Here is a 23,141-nt window from a genome sequence, read left to right on the forward strand (position 1 = left end):
AAAAAGGCAATTAAAAAAGGGATTGTCAACAGACAGCCCCTTACCAACTTTCTAATTACATGTTTTTACTTTGCTGAAGAAGTTTGGATTCACCTGTACGCTCCCATGCTTCAACAGTTTCATATGCTTTTTGCGGAGAGTACCCTTTACCAACTAGAACTCCCATTAGAATAAATTCTTGAAGAATATGTGTTGCATTTACTCCCCTTTTCACGTCCTCTAGTCCTTCTTTCACCAAAAATTCCGTGTATTGGATCCATTCATCCGGTGTCTTACCAAAAACAACTGTCTTTCCTTTACCTTGTTTTTTTTTCGCTGCCACGGCATCTGCATGAGTAACATGAACCGTACCGAATGGATGATTAGGAGGAGCGTAAATTGAGTAAAGTTTTAAAGGCGTATTCCCTGTATTGATTACATTATGCCACGTTCCAGAAGGTACCATGATGGCGGAATCATCATAGACATTTCTTTCAAAGGTTAAATTATTTTTATCTTTACCCATTTGAACAATTCCTTGACCTTGTTCAATTCGTAAAAATTGATCCACTACAGGGTGGATCTCCAATCCAATGTCATCCCCAACATCGATACTCATTAAAGTTACTTGTAAATGCTCTCCAGTCCACAAAGCAGTACGATATGTACTGTTTTGCTTAGATGCTTCATGAATATTTATGACAAATGGATTGGGTCCGTAATCCTTTAATGAAAGCTGAGCATTACCATCAGTCTTTCGAAACCCATTATATCCGTTAAGATAGGGCGAGTAATAAGGTTGTCTTACATACTGATTCGTTGGTATGTTTACATTAAAAGGATTTTGTGATGGATAACTATAAGGAACATAGTACATTTAGATCAATCCCTTCCCGATTTTTATATCTTCATCGTATGCATGTAAAAAGATATGGGTACTTCCGAACTTCATAATGTATAGTGATCCACTATTATTGTATAATCAAAAGTGGAATGCCAACATTTGGTACCATTATCTTCAAAGAGAATTAGGGAGAGACCAATGTCTATTATAATAAGAAGAAAAATTTTAACTGCGATCATTAGTAGTTTGATAGTTGCATTCATTTTTATGGTTCCAGGTGGATTTAGTATGAATGGATTTGCTGGCTTATATTATTTAAATTTAATGATTGTGATTTCCTATGGGGTTATCATATCCATATTGAGTGATTGGATGAGTAAAAAGATGTTTACATCAACATACTCTCGTGAAATTTGTTCTTTTCTATTCCATTGTTTTTTCGGATTAGTGTTCCTAGTTCTTAGTCTTGTTTCTGCCATTTTCTTTTTTATAGTGGACCGTTTATTAACAAAAGTAAAAATCAAATGGTGGACCGTTATTTTGGCTTTATTCATTGTAATTCTGCTCTTTTTTATAGGTATTACTATTATATAAAAAGGGCCTGACCCCCAACACAGTAAAGCATTACCGCGCTGAGGGTCAGGCGCCAGAATGTAGATAAATTCAATTCGTGACCCCTACCCTTTCCCGAATCAACTCAATCGCCTTATCTAGCCGCTCTTGATAGCTCCCGTTTACGCTTACGAACGGAATTCCGTATTCATTCAATAATTGCTTCAAGCGCTGATTATTTTCTTCGCGAACCTGTTGTTCCCCATGCACCCTTAACCCATCGTCCACCCATTTGACGTCTGGCTCTAAAAAGAGGCATAGATCATAATTTTGAAGCTTGGCGATCTCTTCTAGTACCTGTTGTGTTTTACGATTATAAAGCTCTGAATAGAATTGAGTGACAGCTGCTTCGGTGTCAATAAAGACTATTTTATTTGCTTGTTTACTAGCTTCATATTCTTTTAATTTATGACCGTATGCGATGAGTGGGTAATCCTCGTCTAGCATAATTCCATCACACCCTCCCAACTCTTCACAGATTTCCCTGCCATATTCGCTTACATACGTCGTGTTATACATGATGGCTAGATTTCTCGTCAGCGTTGATTTTCCACAGCTTTCCGTTCCCAATATGACGACCTTTTTGACGAAATACGGTTTCGCTACCTCGGGAATGTAGTGCCAGTATTGAAATACACCCTTTTTACGAATCTCAGTTGCCGAAATCGGTACCTGTTTCCTTTTTCCATCAATTAAAACATGCGTTGCTTCAGGATATAGTTCTTGAAATATCGGGTCATATCCTATTTCAGAGCTGAACACCACATCAATGTTCTTCCCAATTGCCTCTTTTATTTTTATGGACCCTTCCTTCCAATTGTAATCCTCATCCCCATCATGATCCTCCACTTCTATGACCTTGACGTTCTTCATATCCTTCGTTAGTTGGGAAAGCCAGCGTAGCCGGATTCGACTTGGTATATAGGGAAACTTGCTCTCTTTACAAAGTTCTCGGTCCCTTTTTTCACTGTGAGACAACACGACATACAATTCATCGACCATCGTGGAAGCTTTGATAATCGCGTACACATGACCTTGATGCAAAGGTAAAAACTTTCCGCCGTAAAATCCAACCTTATTCATGCTATTTCCTCCCCTTTCTGCTTTTTATACACTTTCGACCAGTTGTAATAGCCGTAAATACTATTGATCAGAAAGGCCGACCACATGACAAGCATGGATACATCATTCCCACCTTGTAACATCAAAGCCTTCAGCCAAAGTGCGATGGATAGGACATTCACCGCAATCCAGAATAGCCACTGTTCAGTGAATCGTTTGAGCATTAATAGTTGCGCAATCACCGATAATGTCGTCGTTGCTGAATCAATCCAGACGACATTTCCACCAATTTTTTCTAGAAGGTATGCGTATAGAACAAAGATGACGACGAATGAAGATAACGTAAGGGTCCAGCCTTTTTTCGTTAATACACTGACTTGAATCTCTTCCCCTTGTACAGTTTGTTTTGTTTTATGTTTCGTCCATAAATAAAGTCCTACAAACTGCAGTGGAAAATAAAACAAGGCATTTAACATGACCTCACCATATAGGCCATAACCGTAAGCGATATATGCATAGGTTCCGGTTTGGATAATTCCAAAATAGTAATTACTGATCTTTCCTTTCGCAACAAACACCACACAAAGCATTCCTGAAATCGAAGTAATAAATCCAAGAAGCGTATCATCCCAGACAAAAAACAAATACACATTCACAAGCGTAAACGTCACAAGCCATCCCTTTTCAAACAAGGTCCAGTCTTTTAAAAGCTTCATTTTGCTTCACTCCTTAATGATTATTAATTAACAAATTGTTAATTGTGATAAAGAAAAAAATTTAATATTTGGCATTATAGATCGATACATATGGATCAAAATCATTAAAGCGATAAAGCTGTGCTTTATTTTTCGACCAACGATTCGTTTTTTGAGGCTCTCCATCCTTCACGACTTTTTCAATGAACGGTAGCGTTGGAGCCTTCCTGAAAAATTGAGAATCTAGTTTTAGCCAAGGTTCATCCATGACCGTTAGCAATACCCCTTGCAGCTCAGATAAGACAAATTCCTTTGGTAAAAAGTTTTTCGCGAGCGTTGTTAAAGACATATCTTTTTTGATGAACCATAACGCATCATCAATAATTTCCTTGTGATCAAAAGCAAGGTCCAGTTTAAACACTTCATCCATCGCAAATAATGCCACCTCGGCTGCATCGTCTGCTGCTCTCCTTTTCACTAGCTCATTTTCTGGAACGATTGCATAATGCGCATTCGAAATAATCCAGCCCCGCTTATCACGACCCAATTTATCATAAACGCCAAAGTGCTTAATTTTTAATCCATCTATACCCGTTTCCTCTCGTAATTCGCGAACAGCTGCATCATAGGCCTTTTCCTCAGGCTTAATAAACCCACCAGGCAAAGCCCATTTTCCTCTTTCAATATTAGGCTCACCTTCATTTGTTTTCTCCGCTCGCTTAATTAGCATAAGTTTTAATGTCTTTTCTGGTGGCTTATAAGGTCCCACCTCTGTTGATATAATCGTAAAAACTGCAATATCACTTGTATATCCATCAGGAGTTCGATATTTACTCACATCGTAACTCAACAAATCCTCACTCATCTATTAGACACCTCATTCTGTTTCTTATTGATTAACATTTTGTTAATTGTTAGTAGTATTATATCAAACACTTGCAAAATATGTTACATAAAATATTCGACAAAAAGTAATCTTTTCCGAAAACCCCTATTACTTTGGTTTTACTTAGATTTTCCACAACACTTAATGCGATGAAGGTATAGATTGGTTTAATACTCTAGCACAAAATGAAAAAAGACAATAAAAATAGTATTCTTTCTAATTAAACTGCTAATCTTTTTAAACATAAGCTACACATTATTTGAATTAGAAATACTGACTTCGTGTGCAAAATGTGCACAAGCCCATTCACCCTCTCTTATAAACAACTCATATACAGCCTCACGGTCCGTTGGTGGCTCCTCTATCCATTTTAGCAAGGTGAGAATTATAGATTTTTTATCTGGGAAGTGGTGGATAAAGACTTCTGATTGCTCGTGAAGTCGTGTCGACCAAATCTGAGATCGCACCATCACCATTGAGTAGAATGTTCGAATGAGTTTACGAGCAAAGCCTTGCAAAATTATTATAATCTCCTCGTTTGAAGCTGTTTTTAACTTATTTAACGTCCGAGTAAGTACCTCACAAATATCTCCATTGAAGCGAATTGCTATTTCTGATGTAAGTTTGTAAGGACCAAATCGTTTCCCTAGATCCTCCCCGTACACACAAACACAGAGTTCCTTAAGAAATGCACTATCATAATAATTTGAGGGATCAACTGTGTAGTCGTAATATGCAACTGCAATACCAACATCACGAACAAGAGAACAATATTTTTGTGACAGTTCCCTAGCCAGGTTCTTTAATTCAGCCATTTTAAAAGCACTCAGTTTATTATCAAAAAGGGCGATTAGGTCTAAATCTGATTTTAAAGCTATTGCTTCTCCTCTGGCTACGCTTCCGTACACATAAACACTGTGCAATTGTCTAGGAAACAATTTTTTAAGACTGTCAACAGATTGCTGAATGCAAGGCACAAAGACATTATCAATTTTTTCTTTACTAACATCACTTACTATAAATCCATTAGGGTCTAGACCATATCCTGCTTTTAAAATCACCATTCATCACCTCTCTTTTTTACTCCAGCATTTTCCTAATTATACCACCGAGAAAATGTTGATAAACATCCTCTCATTGAATTAACCTGCTTCATTAGTTAATAACTTTAACAAAAAAGGTGCATTAATCCTTCTTGGATTACCGCACCCATTCGTTTAAAGCAATTTTTCACAAATTTTGTTAATCTTCTACCATGTTTTGCTATTGAAATGATGAAAAGTTGAATTCTTTGGCATCATATTTTTAATCATTTAAATTTCGTTTTTATCAGGATCCTCTATGTTTATTTTAGAACTCAATGAGTTCATTCAGATATACAATTAAATTATAAAGAGAAATTCATTTTGTCCCCTCGATAAATGGGCAATCTTTAGATTAGAGAAACATCGGTATTTTTATGAGTATAGTCCGTAAATTACGGAGGATGAAACACTTATAGTCCAAGAAGTTGCTTTTTTTTCGCTTCAAATTCTTCTTCGGTAATGACTCCAGAATCTAGAAGTCCTTTAAATTTTAAAATCTCATCAGCAGTAGAAGTATTAGCAGATGGCTGTGAAATACTTTCTTGAGTATTAGAAGCCTTTAAATTATCCAAAACTTCATGAATCGCGTTGTTTATGGACGACGCGGAAGCTGAATCTAAGGCAATATTAAACTTCTCTTGAGGAGTATCGATCGTGAGAACACCAAATACCATTCCTTTTTCGAAAGAGATATCGTTGATTTTTTCATGATTAACAGCTTTAAACTTTTCGCCAGTTAAAGACTTTTGACCAAACAATATTCGTTTGTTAGTAATTGCATAAGCATAGTTACTATCGTGTTTAGTAGGGGATTGATAATTGTGCAATCCAATGAAAGTCATTAATACCTTTTCGCCGCGAATTAGATTATCTTGTAAGACTTTGAAGTGTTTAACTCCCCACTTTTCGTTAAATCCAGAACCGAATTTATTCTCTTTACAATAGTGGTACATATTTTCGGCACGTGACATTGGGTCATCACCAAGTTTGTCTTCCTTCTCTTGAATAATCGCTTTGATTTCATCAACAGTAATTTTATTCACATTAATCGCGGTAGCTCCTCCAGCTTGTTTTAAACAACTGGGACACAACCATGCGTCTGATTTTTTTACTTTAAAACGATTAAGTCCAACTTCATTATTACACACACCGCAAATAGCTTTACGATCAAAGAAACCCACTAAAACATCTCCTTAAATTAAATAAAATTGCTTCTATCAAATTTAATCATAAGAAAATATACTCAAAAAAGGTAAACTAAAAAAGGTATGGTTATTGATAAAAATCCGTGTTTCCCCAATTGACAATCCATCGCTATTTTTCTGGTTCCTAAAATATGTATTTTATGACCAAGAAAAAACATAAGCAATAGAATCCATTCACTTATAAAAACAAGAGGCTATATAAGCTTTTTCACTACTATTCTCCTACTATTTCGTTTTTTTATACTGCACAATAATCGTTGAAGAAATCTGCTGTTTTAATAATTAGGAATTCAACAAAAGGTGCGTAATCCTTCTTGGATCTACGCACCAGTTCGTTTAATATTTACTATTTTTAGCTTTTCTATGTTCACGATTTTTCTTTTCGTTGTATAGTGAAACTACTGCCGCCGTTATACCCCATAGTATATATTTCAATGCTCCATCGATATAATAATCAATTATGGCAAAAACAAGAACTAAAGCCATCACACTTAAAAGAACTCTTAATAGAATATTCATTTAGAACTTCCTTCAATACAAAACAAAATCTTATTTTTATACTCTTGTAAAACATTTAGTTTGTTGAAGTTTCCTGAGTTTTCTATATACCCCATATTATCCTCCCTGAAAAGACACTACTTTTTCTACTAAAACATATTTAGACAGCCGTAAAGTATTTCCTTTTATTTTACTAAACTGCTCCGTTAATTAATACGTAAAAAATACTACATAGTTTATCTCCCTTGGGAAATACTGAAATTATTACAAATAATAAGGAAAATACGATTATGAATGATAAGTTAGAAGCAATTGGAGGATTATATGATGACGGAAAAACTGCCTTTAAGTTCAACTGAATTAGGAACATTGTGGATGACCTATCAAGAAAAAACAATGATACAAAGAATGCTTGAATATTTTATAGAACAAGCAGATGACGATCAAGCTAAAGAAATTATGCAAAAAACTCATATGAAAAATGTTAACTATATTGAAGATATAAAAACTATCTTTAATAATGAAGGTGCTGTTATTCCTGTCGGATTCACAGAGCAAGATGTTAATACAGGCGTACCCAAGCTATATGACAACATGTTTGATATTATGTTTCTTCGTCTTCTTCAAGAAATAAGCATGGGTTTACATACACTTCATCTTAATATGTCATATCGCAAAGATATCGTTCTTCTTTACAAGGAATTAACTGAGTTTACTCAAAGTGGTTATGATGAATGTGTAGATTATTTGCAAAAGAAAGATGTTTTACCACGACCTCCCGCTGTAACTATGCCAAAGTCTGTGGAGTTTGTAGAGGGAACAAATTATATGAGTGGGTTTAACTTATTTTCTGAAAAACGTGCATTGAACACAGTTGAAGTAGCACATTTATATCACGCAATTGAATCTAATATTATTGGCATGCAGTTGATAACGGGGTTCGCACAAGTGGCAAATGAACCCGAAGTAAAAAAATATTTCATAAAGGGAAAAGAATTAGCTAAAAAAATAGTGACTGACAATACGCAATTATTTCTTCAAAGTGATATTCAACCACCTTCAACATGGGGGGCAAATGCAACTGATTCAAAAATAGCTCCTTTTTCAGATAAACTAATGATGTACTGTACCAGCCTGTTTTGTAGCTTTGGTTTAGGAAGCAATGCATTAGGAACAGCATTTAGTTTACGAAGTGACCTCCCACTAAAATTGATAAATGAAGCAAAAGACATTTTAACATATGGTCAAGAGGGTGGAAAACTCATGGCGAAAAACGGTTGGCTTGAAGAACCACCACAAATGCAGGATAGGAACGATTTAACTAAATAATCAAAATGCAATTACTAAATAATAAGCTCTCCTTACTCTTTTATCGGAGAGCTTTATTATTGCTTGAAGGACCTCTTCAGCCATTTGATACGGAGATGCATGGCCTGTTTGTACAGCTTCAGTATCTAGACCTTTTTTTCTTTCCCAGCGATAATTGCCCTCGTCCATTTGATACTCTGTCCCATTAATGATAACTATGCCTGACATAGTTGGAGGAAATTCACTATCTGTGTCTTCATTTCCTTTTTCAACAAGATTTGAACAACCGGATATCAAAAAAAATCGGATGCTAAAATTACTATTAAAAAATGGTTTATGTTCAAATTATGCCCCCAGATTTTACATAGTTTTCATTTAAAAAGGACTACATTCGTTTTTTACCCATTATCACATATGGCTGTTTAGAATTGCCTGGATAAAAAGGTTCTTTTAGTACCTTCCATTGCAATGACTCATATAGTGAACGTGCAGATTTATTATCGATTTGCGTTGTTAAAATCGTGGTCCTGTTGTCAACGCCTTCTACTAGTCTTGTAATTAGCATTTTACCAAGACCCTGTTTTCTATATGATGGATGTACCGCTAACTCAACAAATTCAAAACAATCTTGTAACCATTCATGATATTCTTCTGAAGTAAATTCCTTTGCAAGTAATTCATGATAAAACTGTCCAGGTAATGAAGTATAACCATAAGCAAAACCTATTACTCTATCTTCTTTAGACAGGATTACAAACCCTCTAAACCCCTTATATGAGCTATGTTTTAAAATTGAATGATCTTCACTATTCCATACTTCTTTATAGAGTTCTGATACTTTTTGTATTACTTCGTTACTTGCTAATTCTATTATTTTTACCATCTTTTCTTCTCCTATATTTAACGAATAAACTTTGATTGGCACATAGCTGTAAATATCAATCTATCGAATTGTCCCCGAGAATTCAACCTGCTTATTATGTAAATTCTTTACCCATTCACTTTTATTCCATATAGCAGGGTTGTCAATCGTTAGATTTTCTCCACGCACCAAGAAATCATAACCGTCTTTTGTACCAGAATACCAATCAACAATCACTAACTTACCGTTTATGTTACGTACAAGAAATTCAGTGATTTCACCATAACTACCTACAGCCTTATTAACTTCCACAGGTACTTTTAAATAGAGGAAACCTCCATCCGCATCGTCAGTATACTCCCCTTCCCAATTACCTATCTCAATATTTTGGACAATATCATTTAAATTGCCTTTAACATCATGTTGGGATTGAATTTTCATTTGCGTATACTGTTTAAGGTTATCGTTATCGATAAATGGTTCCAGTTCAATATCCGTTCCGTTCCAGACAGCTTTGTAATAGTCAGTAAGCACTCTCGTACACATTTCATAAGCTATTTCAAAATCCAGTTCGGATAGTTCACCTTTATTTTTAGCTACATATTCAGGATCATTTTGTTCATTGCCGGATCTACTCTGACTATTTATAGCACTAACTGTGGTACTGTCTCCTGACTCTACATCATGGTTATTCCTTTCGTACTCAATCGTAGTATAATTAGCACAGGAACTCAGAGTAAATAACACGATTAACAAAAAAGAAAATCTCATTATAACCCTCCAACTCTAATTTAAATTAAACGCCTACTCCTATAACGTTTGACGATGTTAATGTTCATTTTGTTACAAGAGATGTTTCTTCATATATCTCCATACAAAAAACACCGAAATTAGATCGGTGTTTTATATATATGTATTCTTGTTTAACTAGCGAACCCGTTTCTTTACGTATAAATGCTTCAACTTGGAAGAATTTAACATTTTTAAAAAAACAGGTTGAACATATTCTTATTCATACTTGCCAAAAATAACCGCAAAACGGTGATATGTTAAGGTCTTCCTCATTTTCTTTAGTAGTTTTTATCCTTTTCAAGTAAATCTATGATTTTATCAAGTTTCTTTTCAATCTCTACTGATTGATTACTTTTTATAGAAGACTTGATAAGTATTCTCCGGATAAAAAGCGTGAAAGAAACTACGAATAAGACTACAAGAATAATAACTATACCCAAAAAGAATATCGAAGCTATATTATAACCTTCCATATCTCAATGCCTTCTTTCCATTTTTTTATAATTTTAACATATTCTTGTTAGTCCTAAAACCTTCATATCCCAAAACAATAAACTTTACGAAAACAACCTTACTATAAAGCCCTCTTAACTTGATAAATTAGATGAAAAAAATTTAGGCAATTCTTTTTCGCGCTTATCAAGGATAATTTGTTCTGGCTTGATGTCCTGCTCACGTAGTATTTCAATGTTCTGGACAACGAACTCATCGCTACCAACTACATAGAAAAGTCCATTCTTATCTGCTGCAAGATTTTGCAGTGCTTCATAATAGTCTTTACGGTTATCGACGAACTGGGCCGTGAACTTCTTGTCAGGTGCGGATTTAAAAATATTTGTGAATAGGAAATCTTTTGATGAATCAATGTTCAAGGAATGGATTTGATTGACGTTGGCAGCACGTTCGAAATATTTAAGAACAAGCGGTCTAAAAGTTGCCAGGCCGACACCTGATGAAAGCAGGTAAATATTTTTGTCTTCCCTTTTCAACGGTACATTCGAATGTGTTTTAAATAGTGCAACTTCATTGCCAACTTCCAAATTTCTTAAAATCGATTTAAACTCAGAGCACTGCTCTCTGATCCGTGTTGTGATACCGATTGCATTTTCGTACGGTAAAGTAGAGATAGACATATGACGAACCAGACTCTTATTTGGTTTTTCTCCAGCATTGAAACCTTTCATGGCAAAGTGAGTGTGGGAACCTTCCTCCCAAGTAAAGTCTTCCGGACGGTCCAGTAGGTACGTTTTAACCTCAGGAGTTTCCTCAATAATCTTATTTATTTTAGTCCAGTATATTTGCATTATATAATCTCCTTCTCGATGAATATGTATCGTTCCTACCTACTATACGACAAGTGATAATAATTCTCAATTAAAAAGTTTGATAATTTTAATGAAATATACTGTTTCTATTTATATTATAAGGCTTTGTATTCCTTTATTCTTGCATCACCCTATTGAAGCTTTCAGAGGTAACTACTTATTATGTCGTTTGTTAACTTCTATCTTAATGAACTCCGGCAAATAGTTGGGAGTACATCCTTTTGCTACTTTTTCATCTTTGTAAAGACCCGTTTTCTCACCAAGTTTAATACAACGTACACGATTCTTTTCATCATAAACGCCTATCCAGCCTGCTGTGAAATTCATAGCCCATTGAACTTCCGGTTCTTCCTCCGTAATATTAGCTTCTAATGCAGATAGCAAGTATGCGGTATTATCAGGCGGTGTTTGTCCAGTCCATCTCAATCGCCCTTGATAATACCAGAAAGCTCGCCTTTGAAGCGCAGAAGGACTATTTTCCCATGACTCCATCATTGCAATTTTCTTTTTGTCCTTGGTGAGCTGATTAGCCATTAACCAATCCATTAAGTTATTTCGCTCTTTAAAAGTGTGAATCTGCATATCCTTATCAAGATTATTTAGCACATCTAGCGAAAGAAGTTTTTTGTCCATAATTAAGATTGCTAATAGTCTGGGCAAGAACTCTTCAGTTGACCATAGTTCCATAGCTAGTTCATGATCCTTTTTAATGTCCTTCGCGATTTTTCGTAAGTCGCCAAGCATAGTTTTACTATTGATCTGAGATAGAATGTTTTCTGCTTTTGAAGAGCGTTTTATTTCTGTACCTTTATTTTCATTCATTTTATACAACTCCTTTATTAAAGCACTGGTTCATAATATAACTTGAAGAATTCAATTTCGTTATATGTAATTGTTCACAAACTTATTAATTAAATAGTTACAGCTATTTTTTTTCAATCGCCATACGCAAGTTCGAGATAACTCCAAGAAGCAATACTAACGAACAAACCATTTTTTCAAAAGGTGTTCCAAACAATTGTTGTATAAATCCAAAAGACCAAAGTACAACAAAAAACCAACATATAACGGTTATTCCTCTTTTGTATTTATATAGTTTAATTCTACCAACAATCAAAGTAAAAACTAATCCAATAATAGAAATAACGATATTTATAACAGATATTGGTAGCTGTTCAGCGAATGATTCAGACCTACCACCATTAACCCATGTGAATGGAATACTTTTGCTTATAATAAGAAAGTGGATTAAGATAGTCAAAGAGTAAAAAACAATTCCCATAAATACAGCAGTTTTCATATTAATTTTCTTGAGTTTTTCTAAAATAAAAACACCTCATTTTTCTTCCTGTTTCGGGCCCGATTGAGGATCTACCTTTTGCTTGCTTCTAGTCTTCAGTCTCGTAATTTTCCAATTCATACTCAATGAGTGTAATTGCCTCTTCTTTCAACTCGTCATTGTTACTTTTTAGACCTTCTAGGAATAGCTGAACATTATTGGCTGTCAAAAAAAACGATATCTTATCCAGTTTCTCTTGAATGTTTTCCTCGTTTCTTCTTTCCATTACATATCTTGTAATTTCTTCTCCGCACTCTTCTAGCAAATATACATATTCATAATCTGGATCACCTATCCTCATATCTCCAAAATCGATGATTCCAGTGAGTTCCTCCTTCTTACTATCAAACATTAGATGGTCTAGAGATAAATCTGAATGAAGCAGCTTAGGTGTATATACGAAGTTATTTTTATTTTCTAGGTAAGATGTAAATCTAGAGGAAATATAATCTTGCAATTCTTTATTAATTAGTGGAAAGCACTTTTCCTGAACTTCTCGAAAGGTTTCTAGAAATTCTTGATAGAAGTTTATTTCATGTACAGTAAGCTCCCTTGCCCTCTTAACATTGAAGGAACTAATTTGGTCGATAAATTCAGCAATCTGATCACAGATTCTAGTCTTTATTTCCATTGATAACGAATGGAACTGCCGCTCATTCATTGGCTCTCCTTGCACTAGTAGGTAGCCGACAAAAGGATATCCATTATTTTGTTTTCCACAATAAATAAATTCAGGTATGTTAAGAGTAATCTGTTTGTTTAAGAATGGCAGCATCTTTATTTCCTTCTCTGTATCAATGGCTCCAGCTTCTTCCTTTGGAAAACGAAAAACCATCTTATCATTTATCAAAAATGCCTTGCTCCGAAATCCTTCCCCAAGTTCCAAAATGTGATTGATTTGTACATTCCCAAAATTTCTGGAAATGGTATCTTTAACCCATTCAAACTCCACATTTTTACTTTTACTATCCATCATTTACCCCCTTTTAGAATGGTTCATCTAGTAAAAAACCAAAAACGAAAGAAAAGAGCATAACTAAGTGATTGAAATGATCCACCAATAGTTGATAAGCTTCCTCTACATTGGGCATAGGGTTCTTTAAATGTAATCATTGGTTTTTCACAACGACCCGCTCCGATTGTTCTACATGGAATAAATTTACACGTTTTTAGATTAGTACACATATTCACGCTAAAAGCTTCTTTAAGTATACGGGTATATAAGTAAAAAGACTAAGTGTGTTATAGTGTTCCTAGTCTTTCAGGTATATAAAGTTATGGTTCGACTACTATAATCATATCGGCTTCACTTTGATTACAACACGGTTTCCCCTATTGCTAAAACCTTCAATTGCTCCTTCGGCAGTTGGCGTTTTTCCCATTCTCGTAGTAATCGCTCTAAGGCTTCAGGCCCTGTATCATCTGCCAATCGATAAGCACCATAATGCATGGGAACAAAATGCTTCGCTTCTAATTCGATAAATGCCTTCACACTATATTCAGGAGAAATATGCGAATCTGCCATAAACCATTCTGGTTCATAGGCTCCAATTGGCATAAATACGATATCAATCATAAAACGTGCAGCTATTTCCTTAAAACCAGAGAAATAGCCTGTATCCCCGACAAAATAAAACGTTTCACTGGTTGTTTGAAATATCCACCCACCCCAATGGGAGGTATTCATATCGTTAAGCGACCTTCTTGTCCAGTGCTGAGCTGGGACAAAATGGATATTAATCCCTTTGTATTCTGTTGATTCCCACCAACTCATTTCTCTTACATGTTGATACCCTTTTTTTATAAAAAGAGATTTCAAGCCAATGGGAACAAAATAGGTGGGATTTCCTTTTAGTTGTTTCAAAGTTGGAAAGTCTAGATGGTCATAATGACCATGCGAAATAACCACAACATCGATTTCCGGCAAATCTTCCAACGGAATTCCAGGATCAGTTAACCGCTTCTGAAAACCCATTCGTTTCGCCCATACCGGATCAGTAAGTATATTAAGACCACCAAGTTGAAGCAAAAAGGTAGAATGCCCAATCCAGGTATAAGAAGTTCGGCTTCTATTTTCCTTCACTTCTTGGATCCTTTTTTCTGTACATTGCGGTATATTTTTAGTTAAATCCTTCACTTTCCTTCGTCTTTCCTTCTGCCACTTTCGCATATCCCGAAACGATTTCTTATTCGACACATCATTCAAATTATTATACCTTGCCTTCATACTCTCACCTGCGGGACAGAGGGACAGGTCCCTTGTCCCAGTCCTTTCTACGTTGGGATCAGGAGATACCATAAACTATGACCAATTTTTCCTCACCTATAGTTACATAAACCATTCATTCTCACTTTATGATAACGGTTATACTTACTAAATACTTAGCTTATAATTAACAAGTTTTGATTATAAACAACATTAATATTACTTTCTTATTAACAGAAAGTTATGGTATCTAGAATCAATGCAATTAATTATTGTTCTTCCGTTTTTCGTTCATTACCCCTTTTGAAATTTCCAGTGATTTTCGCCATTATTAATTGTGCTTCCTTCGTATTTTCTGCAACACTAATTCTTTTTAGAAATTTCTCTGCTTCAGTTCCTCTTAAAATTTTTACCTGTCTACCATGATAATGCAAAAAGACTGTATTATCTTTTGTCACTCGAAAATTAAAAGGTTCGTCACCTAAACGATTTCTTTTATCGATAAGCCATCACCCCTGCTCAGTAATTAATTGGTAACACTATGTTAATTTCTACATTTTAATTCTTTTCCAGATAAATCTTTAAAGACTCATTTAAAATAACTGCTTGTTAGATAATAAACTTCAACAAAAAGGTGCGTAATCCTTCTTGGATCATCGAACCGTTATTTTTAAGATCGAAATAGAGTAACTTATTTAGTTATTATGATGAGCATTGAATAGATTATACTTGGGGCTGGCCCTTGTGCGAAAAGCAAATCATAATTTTGTAGTTTTCACAAAATGTGCAACAAGGAATAACAATGACCGGGACCATAGGATAAATTTCAACTACCCATCCCCTTTGTAGATACTAAGGGGTTCAATAAAATGTGGCACCTTTGATGTGAAATATCTTGTGACAGATTGATAGGACATATTAATAACAAGAGGAACGACAAAAAAGTAGTCCTAAATGAAAGGACTACTTTCAAACTCTCATTATATATTTGAATCCGTATTACCACTCATTGAACCATTCTTTCCAGATAAATATTTCTCTTTCACTAATGTCCCCAAAGGTATTATAAGGAAAAAACACCATGACCTACGTTGATAAATCGGCCAGAATTAAATTCAGACCCTTAGGAGGACAACGAGGCCAAAACACTCATTCCCCCGCATACATATAAAACCTGTCCTGTAGTAAACCAATTTTCCTCTCCCGCAAAATATTCCACTATATTGGTAACCTGCCTTGGAGTACCTACTTTCCCCATTGGCTGACTCTTCATGCGAAATGCCACTTCCTCCTCAGTGCTCTGACTGTGAAGTGGGGTGTCAATCATACCAGGGGCAACACAATTTACTGTTATTCCCATTCTTGCAGTTTCCAATGCTAATGACCTTGTAAGACTTACAATTCCCCCCTTTGAAGCTGCATAATTAGCCTGGGCTGTTCCACCTAGCCAACCTCTTGAAGAGATATTAATGATTCTTCCGTGTCCTTTTTCCTTCATTATTTTTATAGCTTCACGGCAACATAGAAAGTAGGATTTAAGGTTTACCTTAATAACTTCATCCCAGTCCCCTTCTTCCATATTAGTAATAGGCATATTGCGCATTATACCCGCATTATTAACAAGTATATCAACTGTTCCGTATTCTTTTAGAACCGATGTAAATAGATTTTCACACTCACTGTTTTGAGAAACATCAGCCTTAATAAATATCGCCTCACCACCATCGATTTTAATCGTATCGACGACTTGGTTTCCTCTCTCTTCATTGCGGCCAACAACAACTACTTTGCAGCCATTTTTTGCAAATTTAACTGCAATATCCTCACCTATTCCCGATGTACTGCCGGTTATAACTACAACTTTCTCTTTCATGGGGTGTCCCCTCCAATCATAAAACCCATTTCTTTACTAGTACAATTCATTTATTAATCTTTAAGTCTATAAAAGGTATTAACTATTAACTACCATATCTGAGTCTACCTTTTTCGTGCGTTTTCTTGGATCCTTCATCTTTTCACCAAAGAACATCTCAATAATGGCTGCATCGGGTCGTTTTGTGCATAATGCTACAATGATAAATACCGATACAGAGAGTAGTAGTCCTGGAAGTATAGGGTGAACAGCCCATGACGGCTTTAATGTCGGAATGACATACATTGCAGCTGTTGACAGAAAGCCTACTACCATACTTGAAAGGCAAGCCTGTGAATTGGCTCTCTTCCAGTAGAAGACGCCTATAAGTGATGGAAGAACTCCTGCACCCATCATTGCGAATGCTGATGACCATAGGAAGAAAATTCCTTGGACCGTTTGAGCAAGATAAGCAATGGTGATTGAAAGAATCGTACAGATAATCATTGTAACCTTTGAAATTTTAACAACTGTTTTTTCCGAAGCATTCGGATTAATGAGTTTTTTATAAATATCATAGCCTGCGGCTTGAGCTGAAATAATAAGCATTGTTGAAGCTGTTGACATGACCGCAGCAATAATACCAACTAGTACAATCGCTGCGACAACAGGTGGTAGAATACCCATTACAACCGTTGGGAATGCATAATCAATCCTATCAAGATTTGGATAATTCACCCTAGCATATGCTCCGATTATAAGCCCACCTATAAGAATAATACAGTTCGGGATAAGAATAAGAGCAACTCCGCTTATAGCAGCCTTTTCATTCTTGGCAAGATAGACTCTTGTCATCTGATGGGGTTGTGAAAGATTACCCATAGACCAAACAAAAAAGAATGAGATTACCATTGCTAAAGTAAAAAAGTCGTTTGTTGGGGATAAAAGGTCTGATCCTCCTGCCCATGTCTTTCCTTCTGGAACAGAAGACTGACCAAAAGCAGTAATCAGGTTTTCAAAACCTCCACCTTTTACTAATGCAACACTTACCGATGCAACAACTGCAAAAATCATTAATATAAGACAGAGCGTATCTGTCCAGGCAACTGCTTTTGCCCCTCCACTATAAGAATAAAGTAAAACTACAACTGCACCTATGATAATACATGCCATATAGGGAAGATCAGTTACAAGGCTTAAAACAGTAAATATTCCCAAATACATAGCTGCCATACCAACCGTATAAATCAATAGAATAAGAAGGGAGTAAAATCCTCTAGTAAACTTAGAAGGATACCTTAAAGCAATTAGGTCCGGCATTGAACTTGCTCCATAATAATAACCGATTCTCCAGAATTTTTTCGCAAAAAATACCGCTAAGATAAACATTGGGAGTATTGTGGCATTAAAATTCCAAATCTGTACCCAACCGTATGAATAGTTTGCACCAATCTGTCCAATAAACGTTCCTGCACTCATAAAACTAGCACCATATGTACCAGCAACAACCCATTTGTTCATACTTCTTCCTGCTACATAATATTCTTCAGTAGTTTCCTTCTGACCTCTAGATGCTAATAGGCCTATTACAACGAGAAATAGTAAATAAATAATAAAAACTATTATATAAACATTCATACGTTTTCCCCTTTCAATTTAAAGTAAAAAACACGGATAAACAGAGTAATTACAATTGTTTCTTCGAGTTCTGTTTTAACGTTCATATTTTTCAGAATAGAATCTATAATTTCATACCTAAAAATCTATCTTTTTTCTTTTAACCTATCTTTTTTGAATTCTTAGATTCCTCCACAACACTTTCAGTTTTTATAGTTAGCGCCGCACAAATTCCTACTGATACAATTGTCTGAATGATGAGAATAGCAGTCATCCAATATACATCTCCCATAAAGGTTCACCTCTTTTCTAAAATAATATAGGAATTACAGCTCAACTAAATTATGCAATTCCACTCTATGGGCCTTTGGTGATTCCTGTCCCAGTCTAATCTCGGAAAACCTTAAGAACCATCTGTGCCACGAATGCACTCCTTATGCCAATATGATCTATATTTATATATTCTTTTCCAGGCTGATGAACAAAATCTCCACTCATTCCCAGACCGTCAAGTGTTGGGCAACCTACAGATGCAGTAAAGTTTCCGTCGCTGCCTCCTCTTGTTACATAACCTTGCATATCAATACCAAATTCACTTCCAACCTCTTTAGCTAGTTCATAGAGGCCTCTATGTTTAGGATCATTTTCATCAAAAGGTGGTTTTTCAATTCCACCGGTTGTCATAATTTTGACTTCAGGGTTAAATGGCTTCAGATTTTTAAACAGTCTATCATATTCCATTGCCATATCTGACGAAGAAAATCTTGCATCTATTGTTAGTTCACCGTCTCCAGGAACTGTAGGCCAGCCAGCATTCCCACTCTTTAAACAAGTACAAGCAACCGTCAATCCTTTACTTATGTCTGTAAGACCTTCTAAATATACAGCCTGTTTAGCAAGCTCAACTAAACCGCTATTGGCATTTTCAGGCTCCTGACCTGAATGAGCAGGTTTTCCCTTAGCAACAAACGTATAGTTCCCTCTTCCAAATCGTCCTATTTTCAAACCACCTACATAGTCACCTCGCGTACTTTCCATAACAAAGGCGGCCTTACTCTTTTTAGCTAACTCTTTATAATGCATATTTGATGAATAGCTCCCAGCCTCTTCATCAGAGCTTAAGAAAAATACTATCTTTTTATTTTCAGGAAGCAGATTAAGTTCTCTCAAGGCTTTTGCAACCATATATACCTGAACGTTTCCGCCCTTCATATCAAGGACACCTGGTCCCCAGACCTTTGTTCCTTCTTTTTTCCATAAATCACCAAATGAATCTTTTGGATAAACCGTATCATAGTGACCAACAAATAGAATTTGCTCTTCACCATCCCCTAATTCAAGAAGCAAATGATCGCCATAGCGACTGTCGTTGCTAGGTACAACAGTGCTCTTAAAGCCGATCTCAGAAAAGATCATTTCGAAATAATCTCTACATTTCTTCAGGTCTTCTTTATCTCCTTCTGTAGGACTTTCCAAAAGCACAGCTTCTTTTAAAACCCTAAGAAACTCTTCTGTATGTCCTTCCATATAATCCAAAAGTATTTTTGACTCTGCCATTCTTCTTCTCTCCTTTCTTTAACCTATTTTCATAGTTTAAAAAGCAGTAATAATTTATCTATGGAAAATGAGCTTTACTTTACATATTTAGTAAAAGTCTTTCTTCGTACTCGGTATGCGTAAGAAGTTCAAATCCATCCTCCGTAATAACCACCATATCCTCAATACGTACTCCACCAACACCTGGGAGATGGACGGATGGCTCAATACATAATACCATTCCCGGTTCAATCACCCATGGTTTTTCACCTTTTGCCGAAGCTTCTCCAATAATAGGTGCCTCCTGAAGATTAACCCCTGTTGCATGTCCTGTAACCCCAAAATACCAATATTTTTCATAGCCGGCTCTACGGAGAACATCTCTTGACGCTTTGTCGATATCTGATGTTAGAGCCCCTGGCTTACATGCCTCAATCGCCGACATTGTCGCGTCATAAACTGCCGTGTATACCTTTTTCTGTTCGTTATTTAAAGGATTTCCAGCCATAATCGTACGACAATAATCACTATGATAACCATTGTAACAACATCCGACATCCATAAGAACAAAGTCACCATTTCTAATAATCCTCTCAGTTGGAAAACGTACTAGAGTTATAGCGTTTTCTCCTGAATTGACTTGTGTAGGGTGAGTATGACCACCTTCCGATCCACGTAGTAGCATTTCATTGTGAATCATTGCTGAAACCTCTATTTCTGAAAGGCCCGGACGCATGTTTTCGATGGCGACTTGTGTACCTGCCTCTGCAATTGCACATGCCTTTTTAATTAGGTAAATTTCTTCTGTACTTTTTATAGCTTTAGCTCTGGAAAAAGTATCACGACCGTCTACTAACACATAATCTGAGAATGTTTCTTTAAATGCTTCAAAAAGCTGGAATCCCATTTCATCGATACCTATCTTAGTACCCTTTTTAAGTTCAAGTTCGTTAAACACCTCTCTAAATTTTTCAATGCTAAGCATAGGATCCATCGGGAGAGGTTTTACTTTTTTCTTAAGCCACGGCATATAGGTCATTGCTCTGTCATAATCACCACTTGCTACTAAAATCCAAGGGTCCTCTCCAACAACTTTTACCGCTGCATATCTAAAATAATAAAAGACATTTGGACTATTCGGTCGGAAGCTTGTCAAATAGCGTACATTATCGACACGCATTGTGATCATACAATCAAGCCCGTCTTTTTTCATTTGCTCATCTATTCTATTAAGGCGATAATTTCGCATTCTCTCCATACTTATAGGCTGTTCAAAATCAAATTCGGCCATAACTATTACTCTCCTTTTATGTATAAACATAAATTTCCTAGTTTTCTCGAAAGTACAAATTTCAAGCTTGAAACATACTTTATGCCATAATTGCTCCCCCGTTAACATCTAATATCTCGCCTGTTATATAAGAACCTTCATCACTAGCAAGAAATACAATTGCATTCGCCACTTCCATGGCCTTCCCAGGTCTTTTTATTGAAAGTCGTTCAAATACCTCTCCCATGTTCTGAGTTTTTGCCCAAAGCTCTGTGATCCTTTGACTCGCTTCAATATATCCAGGTGAAACAGAATTTACCCTGATATTGAATTCTCCAACTTCCCGTGCCAAATACCTCGAAAACTGATCGATTCCTGCTTTAAGGCTGGAATACGCTATATTTGTATTGTCTCCTGCAGCCCTTCCTATTAGGGAAGATACATTGACAATCCTTCCATAATTTCTCTCCTTCATTCCCAGTAGCACTTCATTACTACAGAGAAAAACATTTTTTAAATTCAGTTTATAAACTTCATCGAAGTCGTCTCCTGTCATATCTAAAGTCGATTTTCTTCCAGTGCTACCTCCTGCAACATTGCAAAGTATATCGACCCGTCCAAAAATACTAAGACACTTTACAAAAGATTCTTTAATTGATTTTGGGTTGGTTACATCAGTTGCTTCATATAAACATTTCACTCCGTAGCCTTCACAAATCTCCTGTGTTTCCTGTAAGTTCTCCACTCCTCGGCTCATTAGAAAAAGTGATGCTCCGTTTTTTGCCAGTAAAATAGCTGTTGCCCTGCCAATTCCGCTTCCAGCTCCAGTTACAACTGCCACTTTTCCCTTAATGCTTGGTAAGATCACCATATTTTCTTTTTCCATTCCACTAACCATCCTCCTGGAAAATTCCTACTTCTATCTCGTTCGTTATACTTTGGGACTTAGACTTAATTGAAGCATTTTTGAAATAATTGCATCTCCCATTTCAACTGTTGTATTTGTACCCTTCAAATCTGGTGTTCTTACATTTCCTTCAAGTAAGACTTCTTCAATAGCTTTAAGAATTAATTTACCAACATCAGGAATTTCAAGATGGTCCATCATGAGGCTTACACTCCAGATTGTAGCGATTGGATTCGCAATTCCTTTGCCTGCAATATCGGGGGCCGAACCATGAATCGGTTCAAACATAGAAGGATAGGTTCGTTCCGGATTGATGTTCCCAGATGGAGCCATTCCTAATCCTCCAACAATAGCCGCTCCCAAATCTGTAAGAATATCACCAAATAGATTACTTCCGACGACCACATCTAACATCTCTGGTCTAGAAATAAATTGTGCTGCCAGTGCATCAACATGATAAAATTCTGTTTTCACTTCAGGATAACTGCAACCTATTTCTTTCACAACCTCATCCCAAAAAGGCATGGTGTAGTTCATCGCATTAGATTTTGTTGCAACTGAAAGATTTTTCCTTACTCTTTTATCCGCCAACGAATAAGCATAGTTTAATATTCTTTCAGTACCATATCTTGTAAATATATTATTTTGCATAGCCATTTCAAAAGGAGTTCCCTCATGGAGACGTCCACCAATATTTGAATATTCTCCTTCCGAATTTTCTCTAACTACGATGAAGTCGAGATCGTCATGATTTTTATATCGTAACGGGCTTTCCAATCCTTTTAAGAGTTTTATTGGTCGCAAGTTAACATACTGATGAAAGTTTCGCCGGATAGGCAGAATTAATTCCCATACGGAAATGTGATCAGGTACAGATTTTGCGCCAACAGCACCAAAAAGAATTACATCAAAATCCTTTAAGATATCTAATCCGTTTTCTGGCATCATTCTTCCATGTTGGAGATAATAATCACATCCCCAATCAAATGATTTAAAAGAAAAATTGATTCCGCCATGAATTTCCTCTACTTTTTTTAAGACTTTAACTGCTTCATTAACGACTTCTGGTCCAATTCCGTCACCAGGAATCAATGCAATAGAATAGTGTTGCAAATTCTACACTCCCTTCCAAATATCTTTCAATGTATTTTATATGCAATTTCCATGCCAAGGAACGAAAATTCAAAAAAGTCTAATAATTACGCACAAAAAAACAAGGCACGACCACCTTGTTTATCAAAAGTTTGTTTTAATTTGCAAC

Annotated in this window: 26 protein-coding genes; 2 read left to right on the forward strand and 24 right to left on the reverse strand. The window is 35.9% G+C overall.

The features are described from left to right. Window positions 1-55 precede the first annotated feature (55 nt). Window positions 56-856: a cupin domain-containing protein gene (locus tag CKK03_RS16780; protein ID WP_099363680.1), complete on the reverse strand. Its 801-nt coding sequence runs from the start codon at window positions 854-856 to the stop codon at window positions 56-58. A 165-nt stretch (window positions 857-1,021) separates the two neighbouring features. On the opposite strand from CKK03_RS16780, the gene CKK03_RS24000 reads away from it, so the two are divergent. Continuing rightward, window positions 1,022-1,417, forward strand: a complete 396-nt coding sequence (locus CKK03_RS24000; protein ID WP_245864169.1) for a hypothetical protein — start codon at window positions 1,022-1,024, stop codon at window positions 1,415-1,417. A gap of 69 nt (window positions 1,418-1,486) precedes the next feature. On the opposite strand, the gene nadR is transcribed toward CKK03_RS24000, so the two are convergent. The 6 genes from nadR to CKK03_RS16815 form a co-directional block, all read right to left on the reverse strand. Beyond that, window positions 1,487-2,518, reverse strand: coding sequence for a multifunctional transcriptional regulator/nicotinamide-nucleotide adenylyltransferase/ribosylnicotinamide kinase NadR (nadR, locus tag CKK03_RS16790; RefSeq protein ID WP_099363681.1), 1,032 nt, complete (start codon window positions 2,516-2,518; stop codon window positions 1,487-1,489). Beyond that, window positions 2,515-3,213 carry a nicotinamide riboside transporter PnuC gene (gene pnuC / locus CKK03_RS16795; protein ID WP_099363682.1) on the reverse strand — a complete coding sequence of 233 codons (699 nt, stop codon included), beginning with the start codon at window positions 3,211-3,213 and terminating at the stop codon, window positions 2,515-2,517. The genes nadR and pnuC overlap by 4 nt, the downstream gene beginning before the upstream one ends. A 61-nt stretch (window positions 3,214-3,274) precedes the next feature. Then, window positions 3,275-4,057 carry an NUDIX domain-containing protein gene (locus tag CKK03_RS16800; RefSeq protein WP_099363683.1) on the reverse strand — a complete coding sequence of 261 codons (783 nt, stop codon included), beginning with the start codon at window positions 4,055-4,057 and terminating at the stop codon, window positions 3,275-3,277. Window positions 4,058-4,326: 269 nt separating this feature from the next. Further along, entirely contained in the window at window positions 4,327-5,142 is an 816-nt protein-coding gene (locus CKK03_RS16805; protein WP_099363684.1) for a nucleotidyltransferase domain-containing protein, read from the reverse strand. A 431-nt stretch (window positions 5,143-5,573) separates the two neighbouring features. Continuing rightward, the gene (locus tag CKK03_RS16810) at window positions 5,574-6,344 is read right to left on the reverse strand and encodes a PH domain-containing protein (RefSeq protein ID WP_099363685.1); all 771 of its coding nucleotides are present in this window, start codon (window positions 6,342-6,344) and stop codon (window positions 5,574-5,576) included. A gap of 360 nt (window positions 6,345-6,704) precedes the next feature. Beyond that, window positions 6,705-6,887 carry a hypothetical protein gene (locus CKK03_RS16815; RefSeq protein WP_099363686.1) on the reverse strand — a complete coding sequence of 61 codons (183 nt, stop codon included), beginning with the start codon at window positions 6,885-6,887 and terminating at the stop codon, window positions 6,705-6,707. A gap of 306 nt (window positions 6,888-7,193) precedes the next feature. Here CKK03_RS16815 and CKK03_RS16820 point away from each other — a divergent pair, with 306 nt between their 5' ends. Further along, window positions 7,194-8,195: a DUF3231 family protein gene (locus CKK03_RS16820; protein ID WP_099363687.1), complete on the forward strand. Its 1,002-nt coding sequence runs from the start codon at window positions 7,194-7,196 to the stop codon at window positions 8,193-8,195. Here the strand turns inward: CKK03_RS16820 and CKK03_RS16825 are convergent, their stop codons facing one another. From CKK03_RS16825 to CKK03_RS16900, 17 genes are all read right to left on the reverse strand, one after another. After that, window positions 8,196-8,402, reverse strand: coding sequence for a hypothetical protein (locus tag CKK03_RS16825; protein WP_099363688.1), 207 nt, complete (start codon window positions 8,400-8,402; stop codon window positions 8,196-8,198). 157 nt (window positions 8,403-8,559) lie between these two features. Next, entirely contained in the window at window positions 8,560-9,057 is a 498-nt protein-coding gene (locus tag CKK03_RS16830; RefSeq protein WP_099363689.1) for a GNAT family N-acetyltransferase, read from the reverse strand. 60 nt (window positions 9,058-9,117) lie between these two features. Then, window positions 9,118-9,807, reverse strand: a complete 690-nt coding sequence (locus CKK03_RS16835) for a hypothetical protein (protein ID WP_099363690.1) — start codon at window positions 9,805-9,807, stop codon at window positions 9,118-9,120. Window positions 9,808-10,106: 299 nt separating this feature from the next. Beyond that, window positions 10,107-10,301, reverse strand: a complete 195-nt coding sequence (locus tag CKK03_RS16840; RefSeq protein ID WP_099363691.1) for a DUF4083 family protein — start codon at window positions 10,299-10,301, stop codon at window positions 10,107-10,109. 114 nt (window positions 10,302-10,415) lie between these two features. Next, a complete protein-coding gene (locus CKK03_RS16845; protein WP_099363692.1) occupies window positions 10,416-11,132 on the reverse strand; it encodes a ferredoxin reductase domain-containing protein in 717 nt (238 codons plus the stop codon). 174 nt (window positions 11,133-11,306) lie between these two features. Next, window positions 11,307-11,975, reverse strand: a complete 669-nt coding sequence (locus CKK03_RS16850) for a DNA alkylation repair protein (RefSeq protein WP_099363693.1) — start codon at window positions 11,973-11,975, stop codon at window positions 11,307-11,309. Window positions 11,976-12,078: 103 nt separating this feature from the next. Continuing rightward, complete coding sequence (locus CKK03_RS16855) at window positions 12,079-12,453, reverse strand: hypothetical protein (protein ID WP_099363694.1); 375 nt, start codon at window positions 12,451-12,453, stop codon at window positions 12,079-12,081. 88 nt (window positions 12,454-12,541) lie between these two features. Next, window positions 12,542-13,465, reverse strand: coding sequence for an aminoglycoside phosphotransferase family protein (locus tag CKK03_RS16860; RefSeq protein WP_099363695.1), 924 nt, complete (start codon window positions 13,463-13,465; stop codon window positions 12,542-12,544). Between the two features lie 342 nt (window positions 13,466-13,807). Next, window positions 13,808-14,719: an MBL fold metallo-hydrolase gene (locus CKK03_RS16865; RefSeq protein ID WP_099363696.1), complete on the reverse strand. Its 912-nt coding sequence runs from the start codon at window positions 14,717-14,719 to the stop codon at window positions 13,808-13,810. Window positions 14,720-14,967: 248 nt separating this feature from the next. After that, window positions 14,968-15,201, reverse strand: a complete 234-nt coding sequence (locus tag CKK03_RS24005; RefSeq protein ID WP_099363697.1) for a hypothetical protein — start codon at window positions 15,199-15,201, stop codon at window positions 14,968-14,970. A 620-nt stretch (window positions 15,202-15,821) separates the two neighbouring features. Continuing rightward, a complete protein-coding gene (locus CKK03_RS16875) occupies window positions 15,822-16,571 on the reverse strand; it encodes an SDR family NAD(P)-dependent oxidoreductase (protein ID WP_099363698.1) in 750 nt (249 codons plus the stop codon). Window positions 16,572-16,649: 78 nt separating this feature from the next. Beyond that, entirely contained in the window at window positions 16,650-18,188 is a 1,539-nt protein-coding gene (locus CKK03_RS16880) for a sodium:solute symporter family protein (protein ID WP_099363699.1), read from the reverse strand. A 139-nt stretch (window positions 18,189-18,327) separates the two neighbouring features. Then, window positions 18,328-18,459 carry a hypothetical protein gene (locus CKK03_RS24175; RefSeq protein ID WP_281254523.1) on the reverse strand — a complete coding sequence of 44 codons (132 nt, stop codon included), beginning with the start codon at window positions 18,457-18,459 and terminating at the stop codon, window positions 18,328-18,330. 95 nt (window positions 18,460-18,554) lie between these two features. Then, a complete protein-coding gene (locus CKK03_RS16885; protein WP_099363700.1) occupies window positions 18,555-19,724 on the reverse strand; it encodes a M20/M25/M40 family metallo-hydrolase in 1,170 nt (389 codons plus the stop codon). 79 nt (window positions 19,725-19,803) lie between these two features. Next, window positions 19,804-20,994, reverse strand: coding sequence for a M24 family metallopeptidase (locus CKK03_RS16890; RefSeq protein WP_180271286.1), 1,191 nt, complete (start codon window positions 20,992-20,994; stop codon window positions 19,804-19,806). Window positions 20,995-21,073: 79 nt separating this feature from the next. Next, window positions 21,074-21,859, reverse strand: a complete 786-nt coding sequence (locus tag CKK03_RS16895) for an SDR family NAD(P)-dependent oxidoreductase (RefSeq protein ID WP_180271287.1) — start codon at window positions 21,857-21,859, stop codon at window positions 21,074-21,076. 45 nt (window positions 21,860-21,904) lie between these two features. Further along, window positions 21,905-22,993, reverse strand: a complete 1,089-nt coding sequence (locus tag CKK03_RS16900; RefSeq protein ID WP_099363703.1) for a tartrate dehydrogenase — start codon at window positions 22,991-22,993, stop codon at window positions 21,905-21,907. Window positions 22,994-23,141: the final 148 nt, after the last annotated feature.

The sequence above is a fragment of the Fredinandcohnia onubensis genome (genome assembly GCF_002734215.1).
GTDB classification, from domain to species: Bacteria; Bacillota; Bacilli; order Bacillales; family Bacillaceae_L; genus Ferdinandcohnia; species Ferdinandcohnia onubensis.